This is a genomic window from Streptomyces sp. NPDC102274, assembly GCF_044766385.1.
Lineage (GTDB): Bacteria > Actinomycetota > Actinomycetes > Streptomycetales > Streptomycetaceae > Streptomyces.
In genome coordinates this window covers 95,304-113,386 of the sequence record NZ_JBIWLW010000027.1, presented here as the reverse complement: position 1 = coordinate 113,386, position 18,083 = coordinate 95,304, and the positions used below count along the sequence as shown (strand labels likewise).

Genomic DNA, 18,083 nt, shown 5'->3' with positions numbered 1-18,083 from the left:
ACCGTGCCGGCATACCGAAGGCATGTGCGGAAATTCCTGATGGCCCGTCTGTGCCGCACAGGCTGGGTCAAGTTGATCGCGCTCGCCGCGATCGGCTTCGTCGCCGTCGGCACCCTGGCGGTGGCCGGTGTGGGGTTCCCGCTGTTCCCCGAGCCGCTGCCCGGCGCGAAGGGGCCGGGACAGCGCTGGGGCAGTGCCGAGGACCGGGACCATCTGGTCGCCGACGGGACCAACCGCACCACCGGGCAGTCGCTGCGCGCCAAGTACCCGCTGCGCGCGCCGTCGGTGCGGAAGCCGGCCGGGGGGCGCAACACCGCCTCCGTCGCCGCGCCGTCCGCGCCCGCCGTCACCGGCTTCGACCGCGCGACCAGCAAGGAGATCGTCTCCGAGCGGGGCACGCACAGCCGTACGTACGCGAACGCGGACGGCACCGAGACGACCGAACTCTCCACCACCCCGCTCCACTACCGCGACAGCGCGGGCGCCTGGCGGCCGGTCGATCCCGCGCTGGTCGCGTCGGACGGCGGCTGGGCGGGCGCGGCGGGCTCCGTGGGCGTACGGCTCGCAGGCCGGGCGGACGCGGAGCGGCTCGCGGCCGTGACCTTCCCCTCCGGTGAGTCCTTCGCGTACGGGCTGGACGGCGCCGCCGCCGCGAGGGGCGCCGCGACCGCGGAGACCGGTGAAGAGGGCGGCGCGGCGGACAGCCGCGTCAGCTACCGCGAGGTCTTGCCGGAGACCGATCTGTGGCTGGACTCGCGCGCGGGTGGGGTCAAGGAGACGCTCGTCCTGCGCTCCGCCGACGCCCCCACCACCTTCGACTTCCCGCTCACGCTCACCGGACTCACCGCGCGGAACGGCACCGCGCACAACGGCGGCGAGGGCTCCGTCGTCCTCGTCGACGACCAGGGCCGTACGAAAGCCGTCATCCCGGCCGGCTTCATGGAGGACGCCAACGGCGCCGTCTCCCACGCCGTCCGCTACGAACTGATCGCGCGGGCCGGCGGCCAGGCCCTCCGGGTCAGCGCCGACCGCGACTGGCTCACCGATCCGGCCCGCGCCTTCCCCGTCCGGGTCGACCCGTCCGTCGACACCACCGCCTCCTCCCGCTCCATGTATGTCACGGAGAACGGACCGGTCTCGGGGTCGAACGAACTGCACGTCGGCAAGGGCCCGGCCGGCTCCACCGCCTCCTATCTCGGCTTCCCCGGCCTCGACACGGAGCTCAAGAACCACAAGATCTTCGGCGCGCAGCTCCAGGTCGTGAACTACGACGCGGCCTCCTGCAAGCCCCGTTCCGTCTCCGTCCATCCGGTGACCGAGTCCTGGACGACCGCGACCGGCGGCTCGTACCCCGGTCCCTCGGTCGGCGGCTCACTGGCGTCCAAGTCCTTCGCGTACGGGTATATCGCCGTCGGCTCGTCGAAGTCCGGCTGCCCGGCCGCCGGTGAGCTCTTCGACCTCGGCAAGGGCGGCCGTGACCTGGTGCAGCGCTGGGTGGACGGCAGCCAGCCCAACTACGGGCTCTCGCTGCGCGCTTCGGCCACCGACGCACTCGGGTTCAAGAAGTTCACCGGCGACACCACCGCCAACCCGCCGAAGCTGTTCGTCACGCACTCCCCGTACAACGCGGCCTACTCCTTCCCCAAGCCGGTGCCCGACCCGCCGGTCCTGCAGAACCAGGCGGGCAAGGTCAAGGTCACCGTCACCAACAAGGGCGCGGAGACCTGGACCGCGGGCGGCTACTACCTCGCCTACCGGGCGTACGACTCCAAGGGCAAGCTCGTCACCCAGCAGCGTGCGGCCGATGTCACGGGACAGGTGGCCCACGGCGGGCGCATCACCTTCGACGCGACCATCAAGGCCCTGCCGCCGGGCACCTACATGCTCGACTTCACGATGGTCCGCACGGGCGGCAAGGTCTTCACCGACGAGCAGGTGCCGCCCGGCCGGCTCGTCCTCCAGGTCTTCGACATCGCGCCGGTGGTCAAGGAGCAGTTCCCGCCCAACGGTTACCAGGCGCAGACCCTCACCCCGCAACTGTGGGCGGCCGGCGTCGACATCGACGCGCCGCCCGGCTCGGCGCTCCAGTACAAGTTCGAGATCTGCGAGTCGGACAAGGACGGCAAGCCGACCGCCTGCACCACCTCCGCCTATCAGCCGGGCTCCGCCTATCCGGTGCCCGCCGGGCGGCTGAAGTGGGGTACGACGTATCTGTGGCGCGGCTTCGTCAAGGACGCGTCGAACGAGGTGCCGACCGCGCAGGTCGCGATGGTCGCGGCCGTCCCGCAGCCCGAGATCACCTCACGGCTCGCCGAGGCCCAGGGCAAGGAGTTCGACCCGAACGTCGGCAACTTCACCACGGCCGCCATCGACGCCTCCGTGGCCGGGGTGGGCCCGGACCTGACGCTCGTACGGACGTACAACAGCCTGGACCCGCGGCGTGAGGCCGCCTTCGGCGCCGGCTGGTCGACGCGGTACGACATGCGGCTGACCCCCGACGACGACGGCACGGGCAATGTCGTCATCCGCTACCCGGACGGCCAGGACGTCCGCTTCGGCAAGAACGCGGACGGTACGTTCGCGCCGCCGCCGGGCCGGTTCGCCAAGCTGACGGCCGACGCCACGGCCGGTACGTACAAGCTCCAGGACAAGTCGGGCACGGTCTACGACTTCAGCTCCTCCGGCCTGCTGGTGAGGGTCACCGACCCGTTCTCCGCGGTCGTCAACTACACCTACTCCGGCGGAAGGATATCGACGGCGGTCAACGCCCGCACCGGCCGCTCCCTCACCTTCACCTGGACCGGCGCGCATGTCACCAAGGTGGCCACCAACGCGGTCAACGGGGCGGCGCTGAGCTGGAGTTACACCTACACCGGCGACCGGCTGGACTCGGTGTGCGACCCGGCGGCCGGCTGTACGCGGTACGGCTACGGCGCGGGCAGCCACTACCGCTCCACCGTCCTCGACTCCCGCCCCGAGTCCTACTGGCGGCTCGGCGAGGCGGAGGGCGCCGCCGCGAACAGCGCCGTCGAGGTCAACCTCGGCAAGGACCGCGGCACCTACACCGATGTGACACCGGGCGCGGACGGCGGGATCACCGGCGACCCCGGTACGGCCGTCACCTTCAACGGCACCACCTCCCGGGTCGACCTGCCCTCCGGCACGCTCAAGAAGAGCCGTGACGCGGCGGTCGAGGTGTGGTTCAAGACGATCGCGTCGGGACTCGGCGGTCCGCTCGTCGGCTACCAGAACAAGGCCTGGGGCACGGCCCCGACCAGCGGTGCGCCGCTGCTCTACGTCGGTACGGACGGCAAGCTGCGCGGCCAGTTCTGGACCGGCACCGCCGCGCCCATCACCGACATCACCAAGAACGTCAACGACGGCAAGTGGCACCACGCCGTGCTCTCCGTCTCCGGCTCCACCCAGAACCTGTATCTGGACGGCAAGCTCTCCGGCACCCTCACCGGCGCCCAGCTCAGCCAGAACGATCTGACGTACAACCAGATCGGCGCCGCCCGTCCGGTCACCCCGGCGTCCTGGCCGGGATGGGGCGCCACCGCCGCCAAGTCCTTCGCGGGCACCATCGACGATGTCGCGGTCTACCACCACCCGCTGGGCGCGGCGGCCGTCGCGGGCCACTACCGCGAGGGCGGCCGGGCCGCCGATCTCCTCACCTCCACGACGCTGCCGTCGGGCCGTACCGCCGCCGAGATGCGGTACGACACCTCCCTCGACCGGGTCGAGGAGTACACCGACCGCAACGGCGGCACGTGGAAGATCGGCACGCCCGCGGTCTTCGGCAACGACAAGGACCTGCGGCGCACCGTCGAGGTCCGTGACCCGCTGGACGCCCCCTACTTCTACGAGTACGACGGCCTGACCTCGCGGACGTTGCGCTACGGCGAGCCGATGGCGCTGGGCGCCCGCGAGCCCGCGACCCCCTCTTCCTCGCAGCCGCCGGAGCCGCCGGCCGAGATCTGCACCAAGCCCGACCCGGGCGACCCGGCCTTCTGCACCAATCCGCCGGGGGACGGCGGCAGCGAGCCCGATTTCATCCGGCACCCCGCGGACGGCGTGGCCATCCGTACGTTCGGCTACGACGACAAGGGCTTCCAGACCGCGATCACCAGCGAGAACGGTGACACCGTCGCGCTGGGCTACGACGACCGCGGCAATGTGGTCCGCCGTACGACCTGCCGGGCCAAGGACGACTGCCAGACCGCGTACACCACCTATCCGGTGGCGACGGGCGACTTCGACCTGCGGGCCGACCAGCCCTCCGAGAGCCGCGACGGCCGCTCCACCGGCGTCACCGACAACCGCTTCCGCACGCAGTACCAGTACAACGACAAGGGGGCGCTGCTCAGCGAGACCGCACCCGACGGCGGGGTCGTGCGCCATACGTACACCACCGGCGCGGAACCGGCGGTCGACGGCGGCAACACGGCCACCGGACTGCCGCTGACCACCACCGACCCGCTCGGCAAGGTCACCCGCTACCGCTACTTCAAGAGCGGTGATCTGGCCCAGCTGACCGAACCGTCCGGCCAGATCACGAAGTACACGTACGACGCGCTGGGCCGCAAGCTCACCGAGACGACCGTCTCGGACGCCCAGCCGGCCGGGGTCACCACGACCTTCGGCTATGACAAGCTCTCCCGGGTCGCCACCGTCACCGACCCGGCCGCGACCAACGTCGTCAGCAATGGCGCCGAGCACCAGCAGAAGACCGCCACCAGCTATGACGCCGACGGCAATGTGGCGCGTACCGAAGTCAGCGATCTGCTCGGCGGCGACGCGACGCGCGTGATGGCCTTCACTCTCGACGACCGGGGCCGTCCCGAGACGGTCACCGACGCCGAGGGCAGCGAGACCACGTACACCTACGACGTCTTCGGCAACAAGACCTCGATGGTGGACGCCAACGGCAACCACTTCGACTACCTCTACACCGCGCGCAACATGATGGCCGAGACGCGGCTGCGCGACTGGGAGGACGACGGCGGGGACGACGACTACACCGTCCTGGAGTCGTTCGCGTACGACATGGGGGGCCGGGTCGCCAGGAACACCGACTCGATGGGCCGCACCGTCGTCTACGAGTACTTCGGCGACGACCTGGTCAAGTCCGTCACCCTCAAGGACTTCCACAACCCCGACGGCACCAAGCGCGACATCGTCATCGAGGCCAACACCTACGACGGCGCGGGCAATGTCCTCACCGAGACGGCGGGCAACGGCAAGCTCGTCACGCAGTACACCTATGACGCGGTGGGCCGTACGAAGTCGACGGTCACCGACCCGAGCGGGGTGGCCCGCCGCACCACACTGACCTACGACCTCGCGGGCAATGTGAAGAGCTCCGCCTCCGGGGGGCTCGCGTCCAATGTGCCGTGGCCGGTGAGCGTCAACCCCGAGACCGTCGGCTACGAGTACGACGACGCGGGCAACGCGATCCGGGAGACCGTCGAGAACGGCACCGAGGCGCGCACCACGAAGTACGGCTACGACCAGCGCGGACTGACGATCTCCCGGACCGACCCGGGCGGCCGGACCACCGAGTACGGCTACGACGAGCTGGGCCGGCCGATGTCCACGAAGGCGCCGGAGGTACGGACGGAGTCCGGCGGCGGCGCGCCCGTCATCACCCGCCCCATCACCTACACCGGTTATGACACCTTCGGCGCGGCGACCGAGTCGGTGGACGCGCTCGGCCGGATCAACCGCTCCACCTACGACCGGCTCGGCCGGCTCGTCTCCACCACCGCGCCCGGCTACACGGCGCCCGGCTCCACCACCCCCGTCACCCCGACCGTCACCAACTCCTATGACGCGCTGGGCAATGTGACCGAGTCGACCGACCCGCTGGGGCGGGTGACGCGCTACGAGTACGACCGGCAGAACCGGCTGACGGTCAGGGACGAGCCGACCGGCTCAGGGTCCGGCGACGACCGCGCCCGCTGGTCGTACACCTACACCCGCACCGGCGAGGTGCTCTCGGTCACCGACCCGAACGGGGCGCGCGCCGAGACGACATACGACGACATGGACCGGCCGGTCACCACCACCCAGATCGAACGCAGTCCGCAGCCGGGCTCCTTCACCACCCGCAACGACTACGACGACACGGGCAATGTGGTGCGGCAGACCGCTCCGAGCGGCGCCGAGACCCGGTTCGTCTATGACGCGGTCGGCCAGCCGACCCGGCTGACGGACGCCGCGGGCGTGGTCACCCAGTTCGGGTACGACATCGCCGGGCGCGAGGTGCGCCGTACGGACGGCAAGGGACGGACCTCGTCGAAGCTGTACGACGGGCTCGGCCAGCTGGTCAGGGACGCCGACCTGGACGCCACCAACAGCGAGCTGCGCAAGGTCGGTTACGGCTACGACCTGGCGGGCAACCTCATCAGCGCGACCGACGCGCAGGGCCGCAGCACGACCTACGCCTATGACGCGCTGGACCGGCTGACCAGCCAGACCGAGCCGGTCTCGGACACCACCTCGATCACCACGTCCTTCGGCTACGACGCGCTCGGCAACCGCACCCGCTACACCGACGGACGCGGCAACAGCACCGTCTACACCGTCAATACGCTCGGGCTGCCCGAGTCCGTCGTCGAGCCGTCGACCGCGCGCGACCCCTCGCCCGCCGACCGCACGTGGACGACGGCGTACGACGCGGCCGGCCGGCCGGTGAAGGTGACCGCGCCGGGCGGGGTCACGCGCGAGCGGGAGTACGACAAGGCCGGGAACCTGATCAGGGAGAGCGGCGCGGGCGCCGAGGCCGCCACGGCGGAGAAGCGCTACGGCTACGACGCGGCCGGCCGGCTCACCGAGGCGTCGTCCCCGAAGGGCGACAACGGGTACGAGTACAACGACCGGGGTCTGCTGCTGAAGGCCCAGGGCCCGTCGGGCGACGCCACGTACACCTACAACGGCGACGGCCTGCTGACCGGCCGCACCGACGCCGCCGGGACCGCGACCTTCACCTACGCGCGCCAGCAACTGGCCACCGCCGAGGACCCGCTGACCGGTGTCCAGCAGAGCTACGGCTACGACGGCGCGGGCGCGGTCGAGCGGGTCGACTACGGCGCCGGGCAGTCGCGCGGCTACACCTACGACGACCTGGGCCGTCTCGACACCGACACGGTCAAGAGCAGCGGCGGCGCGGCCGTCGCGTCCACGGACTACGACTACGACACGAACGACCAGCTGACCGGCAAGACGACCACCGGCACCGCCAAGGCCGGCGAGAACACCTACGGCTATGACCAGGCGGGCCGGCTCACGTCCTGGACGTCGGACGGCGCGACGACCGAGTACGGCTGGGACGACAGCGGCAACCGCGTCAAGAACGGTGCCAAGAGCGCCACGTTCGACGAACGCAACCGGCTGCTGACCGACGGGGACTACACATACGACTACACCGCGCGCGGCACCCTCGCCTCCCGTACCAGCTCGGGGCTGACGGAGGAGTTCACCTTCGACGCCTTCGACCGGATGACGAAGGCGGGCGAGTCAGGGACGGCGTACACCTATGACGCGCTGGACCGGGTGGCCGACCGCAACGGCGCGGACTTCACCTACGCGGGATTCGCCCCCGACCCGGTCAAGGACAACTCGGCGACGTACGGGCGCGGGGCCGCGGACGAACTGCTCTCGGTCGCCGAGGGCGGCCCGGCGCAGCTGTCCGTCAGCGACAAGCACGGCGATGTGGTCGGCGGCATGTCGCCGACGGACGGTGCGCAGACGACCCTGGCGTCCTCGACGGCGTACGACCCCTTCGGCGCGACGATCGGCACGGCGGGCGCGTCCGACAGCGCGGGCAGCGCGGGCTTCCAGGGGGACTGGACCGACCCGGAGACCGACCAGGTCAATATGGGCGCGCGCTGGTACGACCCGGGCACGGGCACCTTCGACTCGCGCGACGCGTACACCTACGCCTCGGGCGCCTCGATCCTCGCCAACCGCTATACGTACGGCGCCGGTTCGCCGATGGACTACACGGACCCGGACGGCAACTGGCCCAGCTGCGGCTGGTGCAAGAAGGCCTGGAACAAGGTCAAGAACAGCAAGCCGGTGAAGTTCGCGGTCAAGACCGCGAAGACGGTGTGGAGCGGGGTGGTCTACACCGTGCGCCATCCGCTCTCCGCACTGAAGATCGCCACGAAGGCGCTGGGCCGCGCCGCGAGCTGGGCGTACGAGAAGTCGGGCCTGAAGACGGCCGTCAACTACGCCGTCAGCGCGGCGAGATGGGTCGGGAGCAAGGTCAGCGCGGCGGCCGCCTCGACGGGTGAATGGGCCAGACAGAAAGCGGCGGAGGCCCAACGCCAGTACCGCGCGGCCCGGGAGGCCGTCACCCGCAAGGCCAAGTCGGTGGCCGCGTACGTGGCCAAGCACAACCCGATCCCGGACATCGTGGCCGCGGCCAAACCTCTGATGGCGGTGGCGCAGGCGATCGTCACGGCCAACCCCAACCTCCCGGCGATCATCGTCTCGGCCACCCGCGATGTCATCGCGGACGTCGCCAAGGTCACGAACGCCATCCGCGACGCGGCGGTGGAGCAGATCGGCATCGTGGTCGAGTCCGTCTCGGCGGCGGTCGACTACGCGATCGACGTCGCCCCGGCGGTCTGGGACGGGGTGAAGGCGGTCGGCAATGTCGTCGGGGAGGTCACCGGCTTCAACGACATCAAGAACTGCGTCACCAAGGGCGACATGGAGGCCTGCGCCTGGGCCGTCGCCACGGTGGGCGGCCTGGCCCTGGGCGGAGTGGGCGCGGGCGCGGTCCGGGCGGCGAAGGCCGGCCGGATGGGCATGAAGGCCGTGAAATACGCGGACGACATCGCGAAGGCGGCCGACAGGATCGGCAAGGTCGAGGACGCGGTCGACCGGGTCCAGACGGCGGTCTCCTGCGCCCAACTCGCAGCGGACGTGGCCGGGAACAGCTTCCTGCCGGGCACGGAAGTGGTGATGGCCGACGGGACCAGAAAGCCGATCGAGGACGTCGAGGCCGGCGACAAGGTCACGGCAACGGACCCGACGACCGGGAAGACCTCCGCGCAGGAGGTCACCGAAACGATCGAGGGCAAGGGCCTGAAGAGCCTGGTCAAGCTCACGGTCGACACGGACGGCGCCAAGGGCGACGCGACGGACACGATCACGGCGACGGAGGGCCACCTCCTCTATCTCCCGGACCTGAAGAAGTGGCAGAAGGCCGGCGAACTGAAGCCGGGCCAGTGGCTCAGGACGGGCAGCGGCAGCTGGGTCCAGGTCGAGGCGGTCCAGGCGTGGACGCAGCAGGCGGCGGTCTACAACCTGACGGTCGATACGGCGCACACGTACTATGTGCTGGCCGGCGGCGTCCCGATCTTGGTCCACAATTGTGAAGCGAACGCTGATGGGTATCTGTATCGCGGTCTCGCCAAGGGGCACCGTAGTTATGGTGCCGCTGCTGAAGGCCGTGCGGTTCCCGTCGGAGGCCACTCAAACATAGGGGATCATGTGGGTGGAAATAACACGGATTCCGTCTTCACGTCCTGGACCGATGACCCCGAAGTTGCCATCTATGGTGCGGAGAACCTGGGGGACAACTGGGTTGGGGAAGGCGTGATGCTGCGCATCAGGGCAGCAGACATAGATCCCCCCGTGGGGCCATCGAGGAATATTCAAATCCACGACAGTCCGTGGGATCGGTCATTCGGCGAAGATGAGCATCTCATCGTTGGAGAAATCCAAGCCCAAGGAATTAGCTTCGACTTTGGGAGAACCTGGACAAGCGTTACGAGGAGATGAGGTGAACAAAGTATCTGTGAGTGAACTGCTCGCCGCATTCGAGTTCGACTCCGAGGCCAGCATTCGGGCCCAAAATGCACTACTTTCTGGAGCGCATTTCGACGTCTGGCTCGAGCCAATTCCAGCCGCGAGGCTCCGGGGCATCTGTCGCGGGAGAGTGACAACCTTGCAACGGCGTGGCAAGCCGACTGTCGGGGTCGCGGAATGCCTTACGAGTCTTGCCGAAATGGGCGAGCGGGGCCTTCTTGTGGCCTACGTGGACGATCGCGAACGAGCAGGATACTACTTTCAGCTCTACCTCGACCCGCACCCGCTCAAAGTAGTCGGATGCATAGGAGTCAACATCTCCCCCGAAGATGACCCCATCACTGGTCCCGTATAACACCTGCATCAGCGTGTCCGGCATCCCTGCGGGGGCGGGCAGGCGAAGTTGACGGTGCGCTCTGGATTGAACCGCCTCACGGGGCCCACTCCGGTCCTCGGCCCGAGCGGACGGCGGGCGCGGCGGCCGACCGCCGCCGCGCACCCCAACCTCCCCGTGAATCGTTGGTCGAACCAGTGGCCCAGACCACGTCCACTGCCTACCATCGATCACTGCAAGGCCTTGTGCATCGCCGCACAATCACGCCGGGAGGCCCCCTTTGCACCGCCGTCGTCGCACCGCGCTCTCCGTCTCCGTCGCGCTCCTCGCCGCGGCCCCACTCCTCACCGCCTGCGGCAACGAAGCCCACCCCGGAGCGGCGGCCGTCGTCGGCGGGCAGCGGATCGAGGTGTCCGCGCTCCAGGCCCAGGTACAGGACGTACGGGACGCGCAGCGCGGCGCCCCCGAGTCCGAGCAGCTGATCGAGAACACCGGGCAGCTCAGCCAGGCCAAGCTGAACAGCATGATCTTCGACCGGGTGCTGGAGAAGGCCGCCGGCAACACCGGGGTCACGATCAGCCGCAAGGAGATCCAGACCACCCGGCAGCAGGCCGCCGCCCAGTCCGGCGGGGAGAAGCAGTTCGCCGCGATGCTGCTCCAGCAGGGCGCGCTCTCCGCGGACCAGATCGAGGCGGCGATCCGCCGCGAGGTGCTGCTGACCAAGCTGGCCGTGGCACTCGGCGCCAACACCACCACGCCGCAGGGCCAGCAGACGGTCCTCGCCGAGCTGACGAAGACATCCGAGCAGCTCGGTATCGACGTCAATCCGCGCTACGGCAGCTGGGACAACAAGCAGGTCAGGCTGGGCGACGCCAAGACGCCGTGGATCACTCAGCTCACCAGCGAGGCGCCGGAGCAGCAGCAGCCGACGGGCACCTGATCCGACGGTCCGGGCGGGGCGTGGCACGGCCACGGCCCGCGGGCGGGACGGTCTGCGGCCGGAGGTAGGTTCGAGAGGTGACAGACGAAGCTCCCGCCACTCCCGGCCGTATCGTCCTGCTGACCGCCAGCCACCGGGTCGCCCCCGGGCTGCTGTCCTGGCCCGCCTGGCAGCTGCTGCACGCCGCCGACGCGGTGCTGTGCGCCGACGCCGGCCATCCGCAGCTGCCCTATCTGCGCGAGGCGGGCATCACCGTCGAGCATGCCGCGCCGAGCGCGCGGGAGCTGGTCGACGCCTGCGCCGGTGGCCGTACGGTCGTGGTCGTCCCCTCCAGCGAGGGCGACGGGACCGACGCGCGGCTGACCGACGGCCTGGCGCGACTGGCGGGCTCCGGCCGGGTCCGGATGCCGGACCTGGAGCTGCTCCCCGGCTCGTACGACCTGCCGGGCGCCCGGCTGCTCGATCTCGTCCAGGTCATGGACCGGATCCGCGTCGAGTGCCCGTGGTCCTCGGCCCAGACGCACCAGGGGCTCGCCAAGTACGCCATCGAGGAGGCGTACGAACTCGTCGAGGCGATCGAGGAGGGCGACGCCGACGAACTGCGCGAGGAGCTGGGGGACGTCCTGCTCCAGGTGGTCTTCCACGCCCGTATCGCGGAGGAGCGTTCCGCGGCGGGGGAGGAGGACGACGAGGGGTTCTCCATCGACGACGTCGCCGGCACGATCGTGGAGAAGCTCATCCACCGCCACCCCCATGTCTTCGGCGACGAGACCGCCGAGACCCCCGAGGACGTCAAGACCCACTGGCTCCGGATGAAAGCGGTCGAGAAGCAGCGCGACTCGGTCACCGACGGAGTCCCCCTGGGCCAGCCCGGCCTCGCCCTCGCCGCGAAACTCGCGGGCCGCACCCGCACGGCCGCCCTCGACGTCCCGCTCCCGAAGGGCGAGGGCGTCGGCTACGAACTGCTGGCCCTGGCGGTACGGGCGGAACAGGCCGGGGTCGACCCGGAGGCGGCACTGCGCGCGGCGGCCCGCGTATACAGGGACGCGATCCGCACGGCCGAGGGCCACGCCGGATAGCCGTACGGCGGCAGCGGGCGCCGCGTCGGCGGCCGCCCGTACCCCGTCGGCGACGCCGGTTACTGTCAGGGGCATGCACCACCAGCCCGCCCCCATATCCCCGGCCGCGCCCGCTCCCGAGCTGTTCACCTGGGAGTTCGCCACCGATCCGTACCCCGCCTACGCCTGGCTGCGCGAGCACTCTCCCGTGCACAGGACCGCGCTGCCCAGTGGGGTCGAGGCGTGGCTCGTGACGCGGTACGTGGATGCCAGGCGGGCCCTCGCCGACGCGCGGCTCTCCAAGAACCCCACGCACCACGCCGAGCCCGCGCACGCCAAGGGGAAGACCGGCATACCCGGCGAGCGCAAGGCGGAGCTGATGACACATCTGCTCAATATCGATCCGCCCGATCACACCCGGCTGCGCCGGCTGGTGTCCAAGGCGTTCACGCCCCGCCGCGTGGCCGAATTCGCGCCGCGCGTACAGGAGTTGACCGACCGGCTCATCGACGACTTCGCCGCGGAGGGCGAGGCGGACCTGATCCATGACTTCGCGTTCCCGCTCCCCATCTACGCGATCTGCGATCTGCTCGGGGTGCCGCGCGAGGACCAGGACGACTTCCGCGACTGGGCGGGCATGATGATCCGGCACGCCGGCGGGCCACGCGGCGGGGTCGGGCGCTCCGTCAAGAAGATGCGCGGCTATCTCGCCGACCTCATCCACCGTAAGAGGGCCGACCCCGGCGACGATCTGATCTCCGGACTCATCCGGGCCGGCGACCACGGCGAACATCTCACCGAGAACGAGGCCGCGGCGATGGCCTTCATCATCCTGTTCGCCGGTTTCGAGACGACCGTGAACCTCATCGGCAACGGCATGTTCGCGCTGCTGCGCCACCCCGAGCAGCGCGCGCTGCTCCAGCGCTCGCTCGACGCGGGGGAGACCGGCCTGCTCGCGACGGGGATCGAGGAACTGCTGCGGTACGACGGTCCCGTGGAGCTGGCGACCTGGCGGTTCGCGACCGAGCCGCTGACGCTCGGCGGACAGCGGATCGCGACGGGCGATCCGGTCCTGGTCGTCCTCGCCGCCGCCGACCGTGACCCCGAGCGCTTCACGGATCCGGACACGCTCGACCTCTCCCGGCGTGACAATCAGCACCTCGGATACGGACACGGCATCCACTACTGCCTCGGCGCGCCACTGGCCCGGGTGGAGGGACAGACCGCGCTCGCCACCCTGCTGACCCGGCTGCCCGATGTGCGGCTCGCGGGAGATCCTGCCGATTTGCGCTGGCGCGGAGGGCTCATCATGCGTGGATTGCGCACGCTTCCGGTGCAGTTCACGCCATTGTCCGGCTGAAGGGCGGCCGGCTCGGGTTCCTGACGGCCCGTCAAGACTGTGACTTTCACGTGATCTCCGCTGCATCGACTTGTGACAGCAGTTCGAGTACCGCTACGTTCTCGAAAACTCAGCCGCCACACGCAGCAGTCGAAACATCAGTCACACGGAAGGCAATCGCATGCGCTCCGGGAACGGCCGACACCGTCGACCTCGCCAGGCCCCCGCTCTGATCGTCGCGGCAGGGGTGACCGGCTCGGCGATCGCTATTCCGCTGCTCGGTGCCACCAGTGCCGGCGCGGCCGACGCCTCCACCTGGGACCGCGTCGCCGAGTGCGAGAGCGGCGGCATGTGGAGCGCCGACCTCCGCAACGGCTACTACGGCGGACTCCAGATCTCCCAGGAGACCTGGGACGACTTCGGTGGCGCGGAGTACGCGGCCAGCGCCGACCTCGCGAGCCGCTCGCAGCAGATCGCGATAGCCGAGAGGATCCTCGACGCGCAGGGGCCGCGGGCATGGGCCAGTTGCGCCGCGATCTCGGGGCTGACGGTGGGCAGTGCCGCGCCGGGCGTGGACCCCGGTACGACGCCCGAGGCGACACCCGAGTCGTCCGCGCCCCCCAAGCCCTCCGAGACGTCCGGGAAGACCGAGAGCTCCAAGCCCTCCGAGGCGTCCGGGAAGACCGGGAGTGCCGACCCGTCGGACACCTCCTCGGGCACCTCCACGGACACCCCCACGGACACCTCCTCGCCCACGCCGGACGCGACGGTGCCCGACGGCGTGACGCCCGCTCCCTCGGACTCCTCGGGGGCCCTTGGCTCCTCCGGGTCCGCCGACGACGACGCCAAGGGCAAGCACCGCGGCGACGCCGCCCCGGACGATGCCGCGCCGGGCAATTCGGGCGAAGGGCGTGAATCCGGCCGTCATGCCTCGCGAGGTGACGGATCGACACGTCATGCGGGCGGCGCGACGGACAAAACGGAAGGCGCGGGCGTGGCGGATGGTGAGTACACCGTCCGTGCGGGCGACTGCCTTTGGCTCATCGCCGACGAGCGCGAGGTGCCCGGGGGGTGGACCGCGCTCTATGAGGCGAACAAGGACACCGTCGGCGCCGACCCCGACCTGATCCTTCCTGGCCAGACCCTTGATCTCGGCGTGAAGTAAGGGCAGTTAGGGGCCCTATGTCCACTTCTGTGAAAGTGAGACAAGGGTCTCTTTGCCGCAACTGGGGTCTTTTGGCCCGTCGGTTGGGCCGTTTCATCTCCGACCTGCGCAAATGAGGTCGTTCCAGGGGGAGGTAAGGGCGATTTTTCCTTGATGTGCTTCTTTGAACAACGGACAGACCTGTGATTACGGTCTGAACCGCTCGCACCGCGGGCCCCGTCGACCGTCACGCCGAATCCTGCCGTCGGTCGGGGGGAGTAATCGACGCGTCATGCGCCGTAGGCAGGAGCGGGGGACCCAAAGGTTCGCGCCGGGCTCCAGCCGTCGAGAGACGGCCGACGACCGGCTTGGGGTGAAGCCATGTGCGACAGAGCACATGGCCGGGCAACTCACTTGGCCCGAACCCGACAGCTGACCTCGTAGGCGTCGGTGAGGAGATGTTCCATGCTGCTGCGTTCCAGCAAGGCCAAGCACCGCCGCCCGTCGAAGGCCGTCCACTACGCCACGCTCGCCGGGGTCACCGGTGCCGCCGTCGCCGCCCCGCTGATCGGTGCGACCTCGGCCTCCGCCGCGACCGCCTCCGAGTGGGACCAGGTCGCGCAGTGCGAGTCCGGAGGCAACTGGTCCATCAACACCGCCAACGGCTTCTACGGCGGCCTCCAGTTCACGCCGTCCACCTGGGCCGCCTACGGCGGTACCGCGTACGCCGCCCGCGCCGACCAGGCGAGCAAGTCCCAGCAGATAGCCGTCGCCGAGAAGGTCCTCGCCGGCCAGGGCAAGGGCGCGTGGCCGAACTGCGGCGTGGGCCTGTCCAGCGCCGCGTACGACGGCGGCTCGGCCACCCCGAGCACCCCGAGCACCCAGAAGCCGGCTCCCCAGCGGCAGGCGCAGCCGAAGCAGCAGTCCCAGCCGAAGCGGCAGGAGACCACGCGCAGCGCGGCCCAGCCGGCCTCGCGCGGCGAGAGCCGTCCCACGACGATCAAGGAGGGTGACGGCGAGTACAAGGTCAAGCCCGGCGACTCCCTCTCCAAGATCGCCAAGGCCGAGGACGTCAAGGGCGGCTGGAAGAAGCTGTTCGACCTGAACAAGGACATCGTCAGCGACGCCGACGTGATCTACCCGGGCCAGCAGCTCCACCTGAGCTGACCCACCGGGGAGCCTCCGGGGAACCACCGGGAACCCTCCGGGATCCCTGGGCCAGCGGGCCCCCTGGGACTCAGCCGGACCCCCCTGGGACCCGAGCCCCCCGGGACTCAGCCGGGAACCACTCGGGTCTCGTCCGGGCCCTACCCGATACCACCCCGGCCGGGCGCGTAATCCCCCGTACGCGCGCCGGGCCGGGGTTTCGGCTGTGGCGCGCCCGTGGGCGGCTGTGGCTCCGGCGGTGGGGGAATCGGGCCTCATTATTTCGTCTTAGGGGGCGGGCACCGGCCGACCGATGACCCCGCGCCGGTTAGTCTCTTGGCGCAAGGCCAATGAGACCCTGCACTCCAAGCGTCACATCCCAGAAGGAGATGCTCGTGCCGTCCATCGACGTCGTCGTAGCCCGGGAAATCCTCGACTCCCGAGGCAACCCCACGGTCGAGGTCGAGGTCGGCCTCGACGACGGCAGCACGGGTCGTGCTGCTGTCCCCTCCGGTGCCTCCACCGGTGCGTTCGAGGCCCTTGAGCTCCGCGACGGTGACCAGAACCGCTACCAGGGCAAGGGTGTCGAGAAGGCCGTCCTCGCCGTCATCGAGCAGATCGGCCCGGAGCTGGTCGGGTACGACGCCACCGAGCAGCGCCTGATCGACCAGGCGATGTTCGACCTGGACGCCACCCCGGACAAGTCGTCGCTCGGCGCCAACGCCATCCTCGGCGTCTCCCTCGCCGTCGCGCACGCCGCCTCCGAGGCCTCGGACCTCCCGCTCTTCCGCTACCTCGGCGGCCCGAACGCGCACCTGCTGCCCGTTCCGATGATGAACATCCTGAACGGCGGCTCGCACGCCGACTCCAACGTGGACATCCAGGAATTCATGATCGCCCCGATCGGCGCGGAGTCCTTCTCCGAGGCCCTGCGCTGGGGCGCCGAGGTCTACCACACCCTCAAGAAGGTCCTGAAGCAGAAGGGCCTCTCCACGGGCCTCGGCGACGAGGGCGGCTTCGCGCCGAACCTGGAGTCCAACCGCGCCGCGCTCGACCTCATCCTCGAAGCGATCAAGGAGGCCGGTTACGTCCCCGGCCGCGACATCGCGCTCGCCCTCGACGTCGCCGCCTCCGAGTTCTACAAGGACGGTTCGTACGAGTTCGAGGGCAAGTCGCGCTCGGCCGCCGAGCTGACCGAGTACTACGAGGAGCTCGTCGCCGCGTACCCGCTCGTCTCCATCGAGGACCCGCTCTTCGAGGACGACTGGGCCGGCTGGAAGGTCCTCACGGACAAGCTCGGCTCCAAGGTCCAGATCGTCGGCGACGACCTGTTCGTCACCAACCCGGAGCGCCTCGCCCGCGGTATCGAGGAGGGCTCGGCCAACGCCCTGCTCGTCAAGGTCAACCAGATCGGTTCGCTGACCGAGACCCTGGACGCCGTCGAGCTGGCCCAGCGCAACGGCTTCAAGTGCATGATGTCCCACCGCTCCGGTGAGACCGAGGATGTCACCATCGCCGACCTCGCCGTTGCCACCAACTGCGGCCAGATCAAGACCGGCGCCCCGGCCCGCTCCGAGCGCGTCGCCAAGTACAACCAGCTGCTGCGCATCGAGGAGATCCTCGACGACGCGGCGGTGTACGCGGGCCGCAGCGCGTTCCCGCGGTTTCACTCCGCGAACCATTAAGAGGATGCGCTCTTCCTGATCCTGTGGATACGAGGGCGAGGGGCGGCTCCGCCCGTCGCCCGTACGTCCCCGGTCGCGGTCCCGTACCGTGTCCGGGGACGTACGTACAACAGGGGACGTAACAGGGGAGGCGAGCCATGGCCGGGAACCGGGACCGGTTCTCCACCGCGACCAGACTGCGACTGCTCGGCGAGCAGACGGCCGCCCGGGTCTACCGCTCGCAGAACCGCAGGCAGGACCGCCGCTCCCGGCTCACCGGCCGGGCCGCCTTCCTCGCCCTGGTCGTGTGCACACTGGTGGTGGCGCTCGCGTATCCGATGCGGCAGTACGTGTCGCAGCGGAACGAGATCGCCGACCAGCAGCGGCTGACCCGCGAGGCGAAGCAGCGGGTCGAGGAGCTGCGCGACGAGAAGGCGCGGCTCCAGGACGACGCGTATGTCCAGCGGCTGGCCCGGGAGCATCTGCATTACGTGATGCCGGGGGAGACCGGCTACATCGTGATCGACCCGGATGTGAGCGAGCAGCGCCGCGAGGAGCAGGGGGCGACCGACCGCCCCTGGTACTCGAACGTGCTGGACGGCGTGGACAACGCGGACCGCCCGGACAGATAGCCCG

General features: G+C 69.9%; 9 protein-coding genes and 1 riboswitch. All 9 genes read left to right on the top strand.

What is annotated here, in order from left to right; all coding sequences use genetic code 11:
• Positions 1–24 precede the first annotated feature (24 nt).
• Positions 25–9,795 carry a LamG-like jellyroll fold domain-containing protein gene (locus ACIRQP_RS30035; protein WP_403895240.1) on the top strand — a complete coding sequence of 3,257 codons (9,771 nt, stop codon included), beginning with the start codon at positions 25–27 and terminating at the stop codon, positions 9,793–9,795.
• 1 nt (position 9,796) lies between these two features.
• Positions 9,797–10,177: a hypothetical protein gene (locus ACIRQP_RS30030; RefSeq protein WP_403895237.1), complete on the top strand. Its 381-nt coding sequence runs from the start codon at positions 9,797–9,799 to the stop codon at positions 10,175–10,177.
• 259 nt (positions 10,178–10,436) lie between these two features.
• A complete protein-coding gene (locus ACIRQP_RS30025) occupies positions 10,437–11,096 on the top strand; it encodes a SurA N-terminal domain-containing protein (RefSeq protein ID WP_403895235.1) in 660 nt (219 codons plus the stop codon).
• Between the two features lie 77 nt (positions 11,097–11,173).
• Positions 11,174–12,175 (top strand): nucleoside triphosphate pyrophosphohydrolase, encoded by a 1,002-nt coding sequence (locus ACIRQP_RS30020; protein ID WP_403895232.1) that lies wholly within the window; start codon positions 11,174–11,176, stop codon positions 12,173–12,175.
• Positions 12,176–12,248: 73 nt separating this feature from the next.
• On the top strand, positions 12,249–13,514 hold the full coding sequence (locus ACIRQP_RS30015; protein ID WP_403895231.1) for a cytochrome P450: 1,266 nt from the start codon (positions 12,249–12,251) through the stop codon (positions 13,512–13,514).
• 160 nt (positions 13,515–13,674) lie between these two features.
• Positions 13,675–14,658, top strand: coding sequence for a transglycosylase family protein (locus ACIRQP_RS30010; protein ID WP_403895228.1), 984 nt, complete (start codon positions 13,675–13,677; stop codon positions 14,656–14,658).
• 264 nt (positions 14,659–14,922) lie between these two features.
• Positions 14,923–15,099, top strand: a riboswitch (cyclic di-AMP (ydaO/yuaA leader).
• A gap of 3 nt (positions 15,100–15,102) precedes the next feature.
• The gene (locus ACIRQP_RS30005; RefSeq protein WP_403895226.1) at positions 15,103–15,804 is read left to right on the top strand and encodes a transglycosylase family protein; all 702 of its coding nucleotides are present in this window, start codon (positions 15,103–15,105) and stop codon (positions 15,802–15,804) included.
• Between the two features lie 368 nt (positions 15,805–16,172).
• Entirely contained in the window at positions 16,173–17,468 is a 1,296-nt protein-coding gene (gene eno / locus ACIRQP_RS30000; protein ID WP_403895223.1) for a phosphopyruvate hydratase, read from the top strand.
• Between the two features lie 137 nt (positions 17,469–17,605).
• The gene (locus tag ACIRQP_RS29995) at positions 17,606–18,079 is read left to right on the top strand and encodes a septum formation initiator family protein (RefSeq protein ID WP_403895220.1); all 474 of its coding nucleotides are present in this window, start codon (positions 17,606–17,608) and stop codon (positions 18,077–18,079) included.
• Positions 18,080–18,083: the final 4 nt, after the last annotated feature.

Coding starts and splice junctions, on each gene's coding strand:
- eno (WP_403895223.1), top strand. CDS start 16,173: ATGCTCGTGCCGTCCATCGACGTCGTCGTAGCCCGGGAAATCCTCGAC.
- ACIRQP_RS29995 (WP_403895220.1), top strand. CDS start 17,606: ATGGCCGGGAACCGGGACCGGTTCTCCACCGCGACCAGACTGCGACTG.
- ACIRQP_RS30005 (WP_403895226.1), top strand. CDS start 15,103: ATGCTGCTGCGTTCCAGCAAGGCCAAGCACCGCCGCCCGTCGAAGGCC.
- ACIRQP_RS30015 (WP_403895231.1), top strand. CDS start 12,249: ATGCACCACCAGCCCGCCCCCATATCCCCGGCCGCGCCCGCTCCCGAG.
- ACIRQP_RS30010 (WP_403895228.1), top strand. CDS start 13,675: ATGCGCTCCGGGAACGGCCGACACCGTCGACCTCGCCAGGCCCCCGCT.